The organism is Kitasatospora sp. NPDC101183 (assembly GCF_044767945.1).
Classification (GTDB): domain Bacteria; phylum Actinomycetota; class Actinomycetes; order Streptomycetales; family Streptomycetaceae; genus Kitasatospora.
In genome coordinates, this window is record NZ_JBIWOW010000001.1 from 266,568 (window position 1) to 279,349 (window position 12,782).

Annotated in this window: 12 protein-coding genes; 7 read left to right on the forward strand and 5 right to left on the reverse strand. The window is 74.3% G+C overall.

Annotated features, from left to right (window positions below; all coding sequences use genetic code 11):
* Nucleotides 1-26: 26 nt before the first annotated feature.
* A complete protein-coding gene (locus tag ACIRRS_RS01110; RefSeq protein WP_402962969.1) occupies nucleotides 27-1,085 on the reverse strand; it encodes an aldo/keto reductase in 1,059 nt (352 codons plus the stop codon).
* Nucleotides 1,086-1,180: 95 nt separating this feature from the next.
* On the opposite strand from ACIRRS_RS01110, the gene ACIRRS_RS01115 reads away from it, so the two are divergent.
* Both ACIRRS_RS01115 and ACIRRS_RS01120 read left to right on the forward strand, forming a co-directional pair.
* Nucleotides 1,181-2,182: a methyltransferase gene (locus ACIRRS_RS01115; RefSeq protein WP_402962972.1), complete on the forward strand. Its 1,002-nt coding sequence runs from the start codon at nucleotides 1,181-1,183 to the stop codon at nucleotides 2,180-2,182.
* On the forward strand, nucleotides 2,179-2,925 hold the full coding sequence (locus tag ACIRRS_RS01120; RefSeq protein ID WP_402962974.1) for an SDR family NAD(P)-dependent oxidoreductase: 747 nt from the start codon (nucleotides 2,179-2,181) through the stop codon (nucleotides 2,923-2,925). The genes ACIRRS_RS01115 and ACIRRS_RS01120 overlap by 4 nt, the downstream gene beginning before the upstream one ends.
* Before the next feature lie 72 nt (nucleotides 2,926-2,997).
* Here ACIRRS_RS01120 and ACIRRS_RS01125 read toward each other — a convergent pair whose 3' ends face one another.
* Entirely contained in the window at nucleotides 2,998-3,672 is a 675-nt protein-coding gene (locus tag ACIRRS_RS01125; RefSeq protein ID WP_402962976.1) for a GntR family transcriptional regulator, read from the reverse strand.
* 77 nt (nucleotides 3,673-3,749) lie between these two features.
* A complete protein-coding gene (locus tag ACIRRS_RS01130; protein WP_402962979.1) occupies nucleotides 3,750-4,505 on the reverse strand; it encodes an alpha/beta fold hydrolase in 756 nt (251 codons plus the stop codon).
* 188 nt (nucleotides 4,506-4,693) lie between these two features.
* On the opposite strand from ACIRRS_RS01130, the gene ACIRRS_RS01135 reads away from it, so the two are divergent.
* The 5 genes from ACIRRS_RS01135 to ACIRRS_RS01155 all read left to right on the forward strand — a co-directional run bounded on the left by ACIRRS_RS01135 (nucleotide 4,694) and on the right by ACIRRS_RS01155 (nucleotide 10,448).
* Complete coding sequence (locus ACIRRS_RS01135; protein ID WP_402962982.1) at nucleotides 4,694-6,121, forward strand: fumarylacetoacetate hydrolase family protein; 1,428 nt, start codon at nucleotides 4,694-4,696, stop codon at nucleotides 6,119-6,121.
* Between the two features lie 48 nt (nucleotides 6,122-6,169).
* Nucleotides 6,170-7,090 (forward strand): 4-hydroxy-tetrahydrodipicolinate synthase, encoded by a 921-nt coding sequence (dapA, locus tag ACIRRS_RS01140; protein WP_402962984.1) that lies wholly within the window; start codon nucleotides 6,170-6,172, stop codon nucleotides 7,088-7,090.
* A gap of 41 nt (nucleotides 7,091-7,131) precedes the next feature.
* The gene (gene hpaE / locus ACIRRS_RS01145) at nucleotides 7,132-8,652 is read left to right on the forward strand and encodes a 5-carboxymethyl-2-hydroxymuconate semialdehyde dehydrogenase (RefSeq protein ID WP_402962987.1); all 1,521 of its coding nucleotides are present in this window, start codon (nucleotides 7,132-7,134) and stop codon (nucleotides 8,650-8,652) included.
* 25 nt (nucleotides 8,653-8,677) lie between these two features.
* The gene (hpaD, locus tag ACIRRS_RS01150) at nucleotides 8,678-9,700 is read left to right on the forward strand and encodes a 3,4-dihydroxyphenylacetate 2,3-dioxygenase (protein ID WP_402962990.1); all 1,023 of its coding nucleotides are present in this window, start codon (nucleotides 8,678-8,680) and stop codon (nucleotides 9,698-9,700) included.
* A gap of 172 nt (nucleotides 9,701-9,872) precedes the next feature.
* Complete coding sequence (locus ACIRRS_RS01155; protein WP_402962992.1) at nucleotides 9,873-10,448, forward strand: MarR family winged helix-turn-helix transcriptional regulator; 576 nt, start codon at nucleotides 9,873-9,875, stop codon at nucleotides 10,446-10,448.
* Between the two features lie 4 nt (nucleotides 10,449-10,452).
* Here the strand turns inward: ACIRRS_RS01155 and ACIRRS_RS01160 are convergent, their stop codons facing one another.
* Nucleotides 10,453-11,163: a gamma-glutamyl-gamma-aminobutyrate hydrolase family protein gene (locus ACIRRS_RS01160; RefSeq protein ID WP_402962995.1), complete on the reverse strand. Its 711-nt coding sequence runs from the start codon at nucleotides 11,161-11,163 to the stop codon at nucleotides 10,453-10,455.
* Entirely contained in the window at nucleotides 11,160-12,668 is a 1,509-nt protein-coding gene (locus tag ACIRRS_RS01165; RefSeq protein ID WP_402962998.1) for an aldehyde dehydrogenase, read from the reverse strand. Before ACIRRS_RS01165 ends, ACIRRS_RS01160 begins: the two co-directional genes overlap by 4 nt.
* Nucleotides 12,669-12,782: the final 114 nt, after the last annotated feature.

Sequence of the window (12,782 nt, forward strand, 5' to 3'; positions counted from 1 at the left end):
CGGTCACGCCCGGGCACCCGCTCCCCTCAGGGGGCGTCCGTCCCCCAGGAGGCGCCGGGCGCGACCACGCCCCGGTCCAGCCAGAGCCCCTCGACCGCCTCGCGCAGCTCCCCTCCGTGCCGCGCGAGCAGGTCCAGGGCGCCCAGGTTGGCGTCGAACTGCTCCCGGCTGCTGGCGCCGAACAGCACGCTGGCGGCGGCCGGGTGGGTGAGGCAGAAGGCCACGGCCAGCTGGGCGGCGGTGGCGCCGAAGCCCTCGGCGATCCGCCGGACCTCGGGGTAGGCCTCCCGGATCGCGTCCCGGATGCCGCCCGGGTCGGCGCCGATCTTGCGCTGGGGGTGCAGCTTCCCGGCCAGGATGCCGCCCTCGAACACGTCGGAGGCCTGCAGCCCGAGGCCGTCGGCGAACAGCTCCCCGTACGGCTCGCCCTCCGGGACGGAGCGGCGCGCCAGGCTGTACTTCAGCTGGGCGAAGACCGGCTCGGGCATGCCCTCGGCGCGGGCGAAGCGGACGGCCTCGGCGAGCACGGCGGCCGGCCAGTTGTTGACGCCCCAGGCGTCGAAGCGCCCGGCCCGCACCAGCTCGGCCACGTCCGTGACCACGGCGCGCACGTCCAGCTCGCCCAGGTAGTCCCCGGCCACGACCAGGTCCGCCCGGTCGACGCCGACCCGCTCCAGGGCCGTGTCCAGCTGCCCGGCGAAGCCCGTGTTCGGGTAGTCCCAGAGCCAGAGCTTGCCGCAGATCAGGTAGTCGGACCGCTTCAGGCCGGCGGCCCGTACGGCCTCGCCGAAGAGGATGTCGGTGACGGCGTTCTCCGCGTGCGGCCCGAAGTTGTAGTGCGCCACGTCGAAGAGGTCCACGCCGTGCGCGACCGCGCGGGCGACGAGTTCGGCGGCCTCCTCGGTGGTCATCCGGTCCCAGGTGTTCCAGGAGCCGAGGCCGAGCAGCGGCACCTCGGGCCCGTGCGCGCCGAGCCGGCGGCGCGCCACGACGGGGGCGGCGCCGCCCACCGCCGCATGCTGGTCGTCCGTACCGGACCCGGTCCCGGGCACCGCTTGGTCGGGCACCGCTTGAGAGAACTCCACGCCAACCTCCTCGGATCGGACGTCGTACGGCCCTGGCCGCCGACAACGAGATCGTATAGCATCCGGCATATTCTTTGACCGTCAAGGAGGACGCGATGTCCCTTCGTCCGGAATCCGCGCGGCTCGCCAGCCCCGCCCCCATCGTCGAGACCGCGATCGGGTACATGGCCGCCAAGCAGCTCTTCGCCGCCGCCGACGCCGACCTGTTCGCCGCACTGGCCGACGGCCCGCTGGACGTCCCGCAGATCGCCGCCCGCACCGGCCTGCCCGAGCGCACCGCCCGCATCCTCGCGGACGCCATGGCCGGCCTCGGCCTGCTGGAGCGCGCCGACGGCGCGTACGCCAACACCCCCGCCACCGCCACCTACCTGGCCGGTGGCAAGGAGGGGACCGACCTTCGGCCCTTCCTCGGCTTCCTGGACTCGATCAGCTACGGCCACTGGCTGGGCTTCGGGACCACGAGCCGCACCGCCGAGCCCAACCAGCTGGACCTCGGCGGCGACCGGATGACCACCTTCCTGGCCGGCGTGATGACGTACAACGCGCTGCACGCCCGCCAGCTCGCCGAGCACTTCGACTTCACGCCCTACCGGCGGGTGCTCGACTTCGGGGGCCTGTCCGGCTCCTTCCTCGCCGAGGCGCTGACCGCCGCACCCGAGCTGACCGGCACCTTCTTCTCGGCCGGCGAGCTGGTCGGGCACGCCCGCGGCGTGCTGGAGGAGGCCGGGGTGGCCGACCGGGTGGAGATCGCCGAGGGCGACGCCGTCGTCGGCGAGGTGCCCGGCGGCTTCGACCTCGTCCTGCTGGAGCACGTCATCCACCGCTTCGACGCCGAGCAGAACCGGGACATCGCCCGTCGGGCCCGGGCCGCCGCGGCCGACGGCGCCACCCTCGTCCTGCTGGACTTCCTCCTCGACTCCGACGAGCACCAGCGCCCGATCGACGCGCTGCACGCCGGCGAGTACCTGGTGATCGACGGCACCGTGGTCTACCCGGAGGACGAGGTGCGCGGCTGGCTGCGCGAGGCCGGCTGGGAGCCGCTGGAGACCCGCGCGCTGCCCGGCAGCCCGCGCATCATCATCGCCGAGGCCCGGTGAGCGCCGCGCCCCGCACCGTGCTGGTCACCGGCGCGGGCAGCGGGATCGGACGGGCCGTCGCCGAGGCCTTCGGCGCGGCGGGCGACCGGGTCGTGGTGGCCGACGTCAACCGCGCGGCGGCCGACGAGGTGGCCGCGGGCATCGGCGAGGCGGCGCTGGCCGTCACCATGGACGTGACCGACCGGGCCAGTGTGGTCGCCGCCGTGGCGGAGGCCTCCGAGCGGTTCGGCCCCGTCGAGGTGCTGGTCAACAACGCCGGGCTGGCCGGCGGCGGCGGCCCGCTGATCGACCTGCCCGCCGAGGTCTTCGACCTGGTGCTGGCGGTCAACCTGCGCGGCACCTTCAACGTCACCCAGGTCGTCGGCCGGCAGATGGCCGACTCCGGCCGGGGCCGGGCGATCGTCAACGTCAGCTCCATCGGCGCCCGCCAGCCCACCCCCGGGCTGGGCCACTACGAGGCCACCAAGGCCGCCGTGGACGCGCTGACCCGCACCGCCGCGCTGGAGCTGGCCGCGCACGGCATCCGGGTGAACGGCGTCGCCCCGGGCCCGGTGCACACGCCGATGACCGCCCCGCTGATGGACGACGCGGCCGCCCGGGGCGCCTGGGAGGCCCGCATCCCGCTGGGCCGGATCGCCGAGACCGGCGACCTGACCCCGCTGGTGCTCTTCCTCGCCTCCGACCAGGCCCGGCACATCACCGGCGCGGTCGTCCAGGTGGACGGCGGCCAGCTGCTGGTCTGAGCGCGCGTCAGCACGCCGAAGGGGCGGGGAGTCCGGTGGACTCCCCGCCCCTTCGAGGCTGTTGACCGGCGGTCAGCCGCCGGGCCGGGCCTCGTGCAGCGCGTCGGCGGTGGCCGCCTTGTGCGCGCAGGCGACCTTCTCGATCTCGGCCGCGTCCGCGCCCTGCTCGATCAGGTCGAGGATCCTGTCGTGCTCCACCACGGAGCGCCGGGCCCGGCCCGGGACGTAGGTGAAGGTGGACCGGCGCATGTGGTCCAGCCGCGCCCACTCGGCCTCCAGCAGGGCGCGCAGGTGCGCGTCCGGGCAGTGCTGGTAGATCGAGAAGTGGAAGGTGCGGTTGAGCGCGGTGAACGCGGCCGGGTCGAAGCCCTCCAGCGCGGCCACCATCCGCTGGTTGATCTCCCGCGAGGCGGCGATCTGGTCGGCCGTCAGCAGCGGTGCGCTGATCGCCGTGGCGTAGCCCTCCAGCCGGGCCAGGATCTGCAGCGAGTGCTCGACCTGGGTCGCCTCGAACACCGCCACCCGGGCGCCGATGTTGCGGACCACCTCGACCAGCCCGTCGGACTGCAGCCGCCGCAGCGCCTCGCGCAGCGGGATGGTGCTGACGCCGGTCTCGGTCGCCAGCTGGTTGAGCACCAGCCGGTATCCCGGTCCGTACGTGCCGTCCAGGATGCGCGAGCGGAGCAGCGCGTAGCTCTGCTCCGCCTTCGATCCGGCGGCCTTGGACTGTTCCTTCGCGGAACCCAACCCCGTTCCCTCGCCTTTCCTCGCCGCGGTCGTCTCCCCCGTCGCGGGACGCGGCGCGGCCCGCGTGCCCCGGGCCGTCAACGCTCCAGCGCCTTCCGCACCGTGTGGCGGAAGGCCGTCCCCGTCAGGGCGCCCAGGTGGTCGCCGGGGACGGTGACCAGCTGCGCCCCGTCAAGGGTGGCAACGATACCGTCGATGCCGCCGGTCAGCGGGTCCTCTGCGCCGACCACGAAGAGCGGGGCGGCGCTCGCGGCCCAGCTGCCGGGGTCGAACGGGGTGCGGCCGAGGCCCTCGACGCAGGTGGCCAGGCCCGCCGCGCGCTCGCCGTGGGAGCGGACGAGCCGCGCGATCATCGCGGTGAGCTGGTCGCCCGGCTCGCTGCCGTCGGCGACGGCGCGGTGCAGCGCGGCGGTGTCCACGGCGGCGAACGGGTCCATCGGGCTCAGCCCGCCGAGGACCACCCGGCCGACCCGGCCGTCGGCCAGCGCCGGGATCTCCCAGGCCAGCCGGGCGCCGAGGGAGTAGCCGACGAGGTCGAAGCCGTCGACGCCGACGGCGTCCAGGGCGGCGAGCAGCGCGGCCGCCTGGGCCGGGGCGGTGGCCTGCTCCGGGCTCCCCGGCGCCGGGGAGGCGCCGTGACCGGGCAGGTCGGCGACCAGGACGGTGTGCCCGGCGGCGGCCAGCTCGGCGGCGGTGCCGGTGGCGATCCAGTCGGTCTCTCCGTCGGAGGCGAAGCCGTGCAGCAGCAGCACCGGCGTGGCCGGCGCGACGTCGGGGTGGCCGGCCTCGGCGGGTGTGACGATCCGGACGGCCGGACCGGTCAGCTCTCTCATGACCCCTGCACCTCTCAACCCTTTTCACATACGATTTTTGATAGTAACAGAACAGCCTCCTTGTCCCGAACTCGACAAGGCCACCCTCTGCTCTCGGATCACATACGAAGTCGTAGCGGATCAACCATGGTCAGCGCTTCCCCGCTCCGCTATCGTGCATGATGACGTATACGATTCTGGAGGGCAATATGGCTCACCCTCTCGGTCTGACGCCGGGAAAGATCGTCGCGGTCCACCTCAACTACCGCAGCCGGGTGGCCCAACGCGGCCGCACCCCCGCAGTCCCCTCGTACTTCCTCAAGCCCTCCTCCTCCCTCTCCTGGAGCGGGCAGGCGGTGGTCCGGCCGCACGGCTGCGAGCTGCTCGCCTTCGAGGGCGAGATCGCCGTGGTCATCGGCCGCCGGGCGCACCGCGTGCCCCGCGAGAGAGCGCTGGAGCACGTGGCCGGCTACGCCGCCGCCAACGACTTCGGCGTCTACGACCTCAAGCACGCCGACCTCGGCTCCAACCTGCGGGCCAAGGGCCGGGACGGCTACACCCCGGTCGGCCCCGTGCTCCTCACCGACGCCGACCCGGCCGACCTGCGGCTGCGCACCTGGGTCAACGGCGAGCTCGTCCAGGACGCCTCCACCGCGGAACTGCTCTTCCCGATCGACCTGCTGATCGCCGACCTCTCGCGCTCGATGACCCTGGAGCCCGGCGACCTGATCCTGGTCGGCACCCCGGCCGGATCCACCGTCGTCCACCCGGGCGACGTGGTCGAGGTCGAGCTCGCCGGGAGCGGACGGCTGCGCAACGAGGTCGTCCAGGAGGCGCCCGGCGCCGTCGAGTACGGCGTCCTGCCCGAGGCCACCGAGGCCGCCCGGCAGGCCGCGTACGGCTCCGCCCCGGAGCCCGTCCCTGAGCCCGTCCCTGAGCCCGCGCTGGACGAGCACACGGCCGCACTGCTGCGCTCCGTCTCCACCGCCACCCTCTCCAACCAGCTGCGCAAGCGCGGCATCGACCACCACTTCATCGAGGGCGTCCGCCCCGCCCGCCCCGACCTGCGGATGGTCGGCACCGCCCGGACGCTGCGCTACCTGCCGCTGCGCGAGGACGTGTTCGCCGAGATCGGCGGCGGGATGAACGCCCAGAAGCGCACCGTCGAGGAGATCCTGCCCGGCGAGGTGCTGGTCATCGAGGCCCGGGGCGACCACGGCTCCGGCACCCTCGGCGACATCCTGGCCCTGCGCGCCCTGCGGCGCGGCGCGGCCGGCGTCGTCACGGACGGCGGCCTGCGCGACAGCCCGTCCTTCGCCGGCCTGGACCTCCCCTCCTACTACGGCGTCCCGCACGCGGCCGTGCTCGGCAGGCGCCACGTGCCGATGGACTCCCAACTGCCCGTCTCCTGCGGTGGGGTGCTGGTGCGCCCCGGCGACGTGCTGGTCGGCGACGCGGAGGGCGTCGTGGTGATCCCGCCCGCGCTGGCCGCCGAGGTCGCCCGGGACGCGGCCGCCCAGGAGGACGAGGAGCGCTTCATCCTCCAGCAGGTCGGCGAGGGCGCCGCGGTGGCCGGCCTCTACCCGATGGACGCCACCTGGCGCGCCCGCTACGAGGCGCAGCGCGAAGGTTCCTGACCGGCTCCTGACTGATCGTCACTTCTCCCACCCCCACACGGAGTTCCGATGAAGTTCCGAAGCGACCCCTCCCAGATCCGCGGCTCCCTGGCCCCCGTGGTCACCCCCTTCACCGCAGGCGGCGCGGTGGACCACGACTCGCTGCGCGCACTGGTCCGCTGGCAGCTGGACTCCGGCTCGCACGGCATCTCGCTGGGCGGCTCCACCGGCGAGCCCAGCGCCCAGAGCACCGCCGAGCGGATCGCCGCCATGCGCACGGTGGCGGAGGCCGTCGGCGACCGGGTGCCGTTCCTGCCCGGCACCGGCTCGGCCAAGCTCGACGAGACCCTCGAACTGACGGCCGCAGCCGCCGAGTTGGGCGCCGACGCGGCCCTGGTCATCACCCCGTACTACGCCCGGCCGACCCAGCAGGGCCTCTACGACTGGTACGCCACGGTGGCCCGGGAGTTCCCCGACCTGCCGCTGGTGGTCTACAACGTGCCCTCGCGCACCGCCGTGGACATCGACCCGGAGACCGTCCGCCGACTCTTCACCGACTTCGACAACATCGTCGGGATCAAGGAGACCACCAAGGACTTTGAACACTTCTCCCGGGTCATCCACGCCTGCGGCCCGGAGCTGCTGGTCTGGTCCGGCATCGAGCTGCTCTGCCTGCCGCTGATGGCGCTCGGCGGGGCCGGCTTCATCAGCGCCGTCGCCAACCTGGCCCCGGCCGCCGTGGCCGAGATGTACGAGCGCTGGGAGCGGGGCGACCACGCGGGCGCCCGCGAACTGCACTACCGGCTGCACCCGCTGGTGGACCTGCTGTTCGTCGAGACCAACCCGGCGCCCGCCAAGTGGGTCCTCGCCCAGCAGGGCCGGATCGCCTCCCCGTACGTCCGCCCGCCGCTGGCCGCCCCCTCGGAGGCGGGCCTGGACCGCGTCCGCGCCCTGCTCGCGCAGGGCGGCGACCTCACCCGCCAGCTGTGACCGCCCCCGAACCCCTCTCCCCCACGTCGCCAGGAGTCGCCATGACCACCACCACCGAGGCCCCCGCGGCCGCCGCCCGCCCGGCCGGCCTGCCGGGCCGGATCGACCACTGGATCGGCGGCGAGGCCGCCGCCTCCGCCGACGGCCGCACCTTCGAGGTGACCGACCCGGTCTCCAACACCGTCTACACCACCGCCGCGGCGGGCGGCGCGGCCGACGTGGACCGCGCGGTGGCCGCCGCCCGGGCCGCGTTCCCGGCCTGGTCGGCGCTCGGCAACCGCGAGCGGGCCACCGTGCTCAACCGGATCGCCGACGCGGTGGAGGCCGCCGAGGAGGAGCTGGCCGCCTTCGAGTCCTTCGACACCGGCCTGCCGATCACCCAGGCGCGCGGCCAGGCCCGGCGCGCGGCGGAGAACTTCCGCTACTTCGCCGACGTGATCGTGGCGCTCGGAGAGGAGGCCTTCCGGGTCGGCCGCGAGCAGCTGAACTACGTGGTGCGCACCCCGGTCGGCGTGGCCGGGCTGATCACCCCGTGGAACACCCCGTTCATGCTGGAGAGCTGGAAGCTCGCCCCGGCCATCGCCTCCGGCTGCACCCTCGTCCTCAAGCCCGCCGAGTGGACGCCGCTGTCCGCCTCCCTGTGGCCGCGCATCCTCACCGAGGCGGGCCTGCCGGCCGGTGTGGTCAACATCGTGCACGGCATCGGCACGGAGGCCGGGCAGGCCCTGGTGGACCACCCGGAGGTGCCGATCCTCTCCTTCACCGGCTCCACCGCCACCGGCCGGCACATCGTGCGCTGCTCGGCGGACCGGCTGAAGACGGTCTCGATGGAGCTGGGCGGCAAGTCCCCGGTGGTGGTCTTCGCCGACGCCGACGTGGAGGCGGCCCTGGACTCGGTGGTCTTCGGCGTCTTCTCGCTCAACGGCGAGCGCTGCACCGCCGGCTCCCGGGTGCTGGTCGAGCGGCCGCTCTACGAGGAGTTCACCCGCCGCCTGGCCGAGCGTGCCGAGCGCGTCCGCGTCGGCCTGCCCGCGGACCCGGCCACCGAGGTCGGCGCGCTGGTCCATCCCGTGCACTACCAGCGGGTGCTGGACTACGTCGCCCTCGGCCGCGAGGAGGCCCGGCTGGTCTCCGGCGGCACGCGCCCGGCCCACCTGCCGGAGGGCAACTACCTCCAGCCGACGGTCTTCGCCGACGTCCCCCGCGACGCCCGGATCTTCCAGGAGGAGATCTTCGGCCCGGTGGTGGCCGTCGCGCCCTTCGACGACGAGCACGAGGCCATTGACCTGGCCAATGCCACCGCATACGGTCTGGCTGCCTACGTGTGGACGTCCGACCTCAAGCGGGGCCACCGGGTCGCGCACGCGGTGGAGTCCGGCATGGTCTGGATCAACTCCCACAACGTCCGCGACCTCCGAACGCCGTTCGGCGGGGTGAAGGCCAGCGGCCTCGGCCGTGAGGGCGGTGCGCACAGCATCGACTTCTACACCGAGTCCAAGATCGTTCACGTGATGCTCGGCGAGGTCCACACCCCCCGTTTCGGCGCCGACGGGCAGCACTGAACCCCCCACGATGGAGGTCACGGACATGCAGACACCCCCGGACGTCGTCCGCTCCGCCTACGCCCAGCTCGTCGTCACCGACCTGCCCCGGGCCCGCTGGTTCTGGGTCGAGATGCTGGGCTTCCACGTCCAGTACGAGGACGACACCGCGCTCCACCTGCGCGGCACCGACGAGCTCACCCACCACAGCCTGGTGCTGCGCCTCGGCGACGCCCCCGCGCTGGACCACATCGCCTACCGGGTGCGCACCCCGGAGGACCTCGACCGGGCGGAGGCGTTCTTCACCGCCCTCGGCCGCCCCGTGCGCCGGATACCCGCCGGCGAGGGCACCCGCGGCGTCGGCGAGGCCGTCCGCGTCGTGGACCCGCTGGGCTTCCCGGTGGAGTTCTTCCACGCCATCGACCGCGCCGAGCGCCTCATCCAGCGCTACGACCTGCGCCGGGGCGCCGAGGTGGCCAGGCTGGACCACTTCAACATCGTGGTGCCGGACATCCCCGCCGCCTACGAGCACTACCGCTCGCTCGGCTTCGGCTGCTCCGAGACCATCGAGGGCGACGAGCACGAGATGTACGCGGCCTGGATGTACCGCAAGCAGACGGTGCACGACGTCGCCTTCACCTGCGGCGACGGCCCCCGGCTGCACCACGTCGGGGTGTTCGCCCCGGAGGCGCACCAGGTGCTGCGCACGGCCGACATCTTCGGCTCGCTGCGCGCCGAGCACCACATCGAGCGCGGGCCGGGCCGGCACGGCGTCTCCAACGCCTTCTACCTCTACCTGCGCGACCCGGACGGGCACCGGGTGGAGATCTACACCTCCGACTACTACACCGGGGACCCGGACCACGAGACGTACCGGTGGAACGTCAACGACGACCGCCGCCGGGACTTCTGGGGCAACGCGGTGATCGAGTCCTGGTACAAGGAGGCGGTGCCCGTCCTGGACCTGGACGGCAAGCCGCAGCCCGTCGTCCCGGCGGCCCTGGACGAGTCGGCCGTGAAGGTCGGCGCGGACGGCCTGGGCATCGTCCCGGCGCCCCGCGAGGGCTGAGCCCGCACGACACGGAAGGGCTCGCCGGACACCGGCGGGCCCTTCCGGCCTGCCGGAGGCCGGCCCGAAGGTCGTACGGGTGCAAATGGACGGCCGGGCGCGCTAGATTTCCTGGCGAGACAGCTGGAGGACGGCGGCGGGCCCGGCCCGCCGCCAGGGGAAGGGACGATCGGTGACCGGCAGACACACCGTCGAGCAGACCGAGCTCGCCGTCCTGGCCAAGCTCGGCCAGGTACCGCTGCTGCGCGCGCAGATGGCGGCCGTCGCCAACATCCACCGGGCGGCGGCCGCCGTGCGCCAGCACCTGGAGAACTCGGTGCTGCGCGGCGCCCAGCTGAGCTGGACCTCCTTCGTGGTGCTCTGGGTGCTGTGGATCTGGGGGGAGATGGAGACCAGGTACATCGCCGAGGAGGCGGGCATCTCCAAGGGCACGCTCACCGGCGTGGCCCGCACGCTGGAGTCGCGCGGGCTGGTGGAGCGCTCGGACCACCCGTCGGACGGGCGGATGGTGCTGCTGCGGCTCAGCCCGGCGGGCGAGGAGCTGATGGCGGAGCTGTTCCCGCGCTTCAACCAGGAGGAGGCGTTCGTCTCGGGCGCGCTCTCGGACGAGGAGTGCGAGCAGCTGGCCGGGATGCTGCGGCGGATCGTGGGCACCCTGGAGCGCGACGGCGAGGCCCGGCGCGCGGAGCTGGCCGAGGCCGCTCCCCCGCCGCCGCGCCCGGGCGGGCGCCGGCGGCGGGAGGGCTGAGGCCTCACGCCCGGGCGGCGGCCCCCACCAGGCCCGCGAACAGGGCCCGTTGGGCCGGGTCGGAGGCGGCGGTGTCCTCCGGGTGCCACTGCACCCCGAGGAACCATCCCTCCGGCGAGGCGAGTTCGACCGCCTCCACCGTCCCGTCCGCCGCCTGCGCCGCGACCCGCAGGCCGCGCCCGAGCAGGGCGATCCGCTGGTGGTGGTAGCAGGACACCTCCGCCTCCCCCGGCCCGAGCAGCCGCTCCAGCAGCGTGCCGCTCGCCGGGGCGAGGCGGTGGCGGCGGTGGCGGTGGTCCTGCCCCGGGCCGCCCATGTCCTGCTCCAGGGTGCCGCCGAGGACGGTGTTGACCACCTGGAGGCCCCGGCAGACGGCCAGCGTCGGCAGCCCGGCGAGCAGCGCGTAGCGGGCGAGGGCGAGGTCGAAGGCGTCCTGGCCGGGGTGCAGGTCGTAGACCTCGGGGTGGCGCTCGCGCTGCCCGTAGTGCGCCGGGTCGAGGTCGCCCCCGCCGGGCAGCAGCAGCCCGCCGCAGCGGGCCAGCCGGGCGGCGACCTGCTCGGCGCCGGAGCCGGCCGGCAGCATCGTGAACGGCTCGCCGCCCGCCTCGTACACGGCCTCGGCCAGCGCCTGCGCGGTGACGATCGCGGCGTGGCGCAGCACCGGGGCGGAGGCGGAGAAACGGGCCGGCAGGGCGATCAGCGGGCGGGGGCTCACAGCTGGATCCAGGTGGTCTTCAGGTCGGTGTACTTGTCCAGGGCGTGGGCCGACTTGTCGCGCCCGTGGCCGGACTGCTTGACGCCGCCGAAGGGCACCGTGAGGTCCCCCTCCTCGTAGCAGTTGACCCAGACCGTACCGGCCCGCAGCGCCCGGGAGATGCGGTGCGCGGCGGAGAGGTCGGAGGTCCACAGCCCGGCCGCCAGGCCGTAGTCGCTGTCGTTGGCCAGCGCCACGGCCTCCTCGACGGTGTCGAACTCCAGCACGGCGAGGACCGGGCCGAACACCTCCTCCCGGGCGAGCCGGGCGCCGGGGTCGACCCGGTCGAAGACGGTGGGCCGCAGGTAGTGGCCACCGGTCTCGGGCAGGGCGGTGCCTCCGCCCGCGCGCAGCCGGGCGCCGTCCTCGTGGGCGGCGGCGATGTGGCCGAGGACCCGTTCGCGGTGGGCGGCGGTGACCAGGGGGCCCATCTCGGTGGCGGGGTCGAGGGGGTCCCCGATCCGCAGGGTGCGGGCCCGCTCGGCCACGGCGTCCACGACGCGGTCGGCGATCGAGCGGTGGACGAGCAGGCGCGACGGCGCGGTGCACATCTCGCCCTGGTTGAAGAAGATCCCCCAGGCGGCGGTGGCGGCGGCCTTGTCCAGGTCGGGGGCGTCGGGCAGGACGATGTTGGGGGACTTGCCGCCGAGTTCGAGCCAGACCCGCTTGAGGTTGGAGTCGGCGGCGTAGCGCAGGAAGTGCCGGCCGACCTCGGTGGAGCCGGTGAAGGCGAGGGCGTCCACGTCGGGGTGGAGGCCGAGCGCCCGGCCGGCCACCGGCCCGGCTCCCGCGACGACGTTGAGCACGCCGGGCGGCAGTCCGGCCTCGACGGCGAGGGCTCCCAGGCGCAGCGCCGAGAGCGGGGACTGCTCGGCGGGCTTGAGGACGACGGTGCAGCCGGCGGCGAGGGCGGGTGCGACCTTCCAGGCGGCCATGGTGAGGGGGAAGTTCCACGGGACCACGGCGGCGACGACACCGACGGGCTCACGGGTGACGAGGGCGAGCGCGTCGCCGGGGGTGTGGGGGGCCTCGTCGGCGAGCTTGTCGGCGAGTTCGCCGTACCAGCGGAAGGTGGTGGCGACGGCGCGCATCTCGATGTCGTACGCCTCGGTGACGGGCTTGCCCATCTCCAGGCTGATGAGCAGGGCGAGTTCGGCGCGGTGGCGTTCGACCAGACCGGCCAGGGCGCGCAGGGCGCGGCCCCGGTCGGCGGGGGCGAGGCGGGGCCAGGGGCCGTGGTCGAAGGCGCGGCGGGCGGCGGCGACGGCCGCGTCCACCTCGGCCTCTCCGGCGGAGGCGACGGTGGTGAGCGGGCGGCCGTCGCGGGGGGAGACCACCGCGAAGGTGTCGCCTCCGCCGGGTTCGCCGCGCCCGTCGATCAGGTGGGCGGCGGGCAGGGGGAGTGCGGCGGCCCGGCGCTGCCAGTCCTGGTGGGTGCCGCTGCTGTGCGGCTGCTGCTCGGTCACGGTGCCTCCCGGCCAATGCCTGTGAGTTCGGCGGTTGTTCGCCCGTCATGCGGATGTCCGCCCATCATTTGGAGCCAAACGATAGCCGTGCGCGAACCCGGTTCCAAGGGTTGA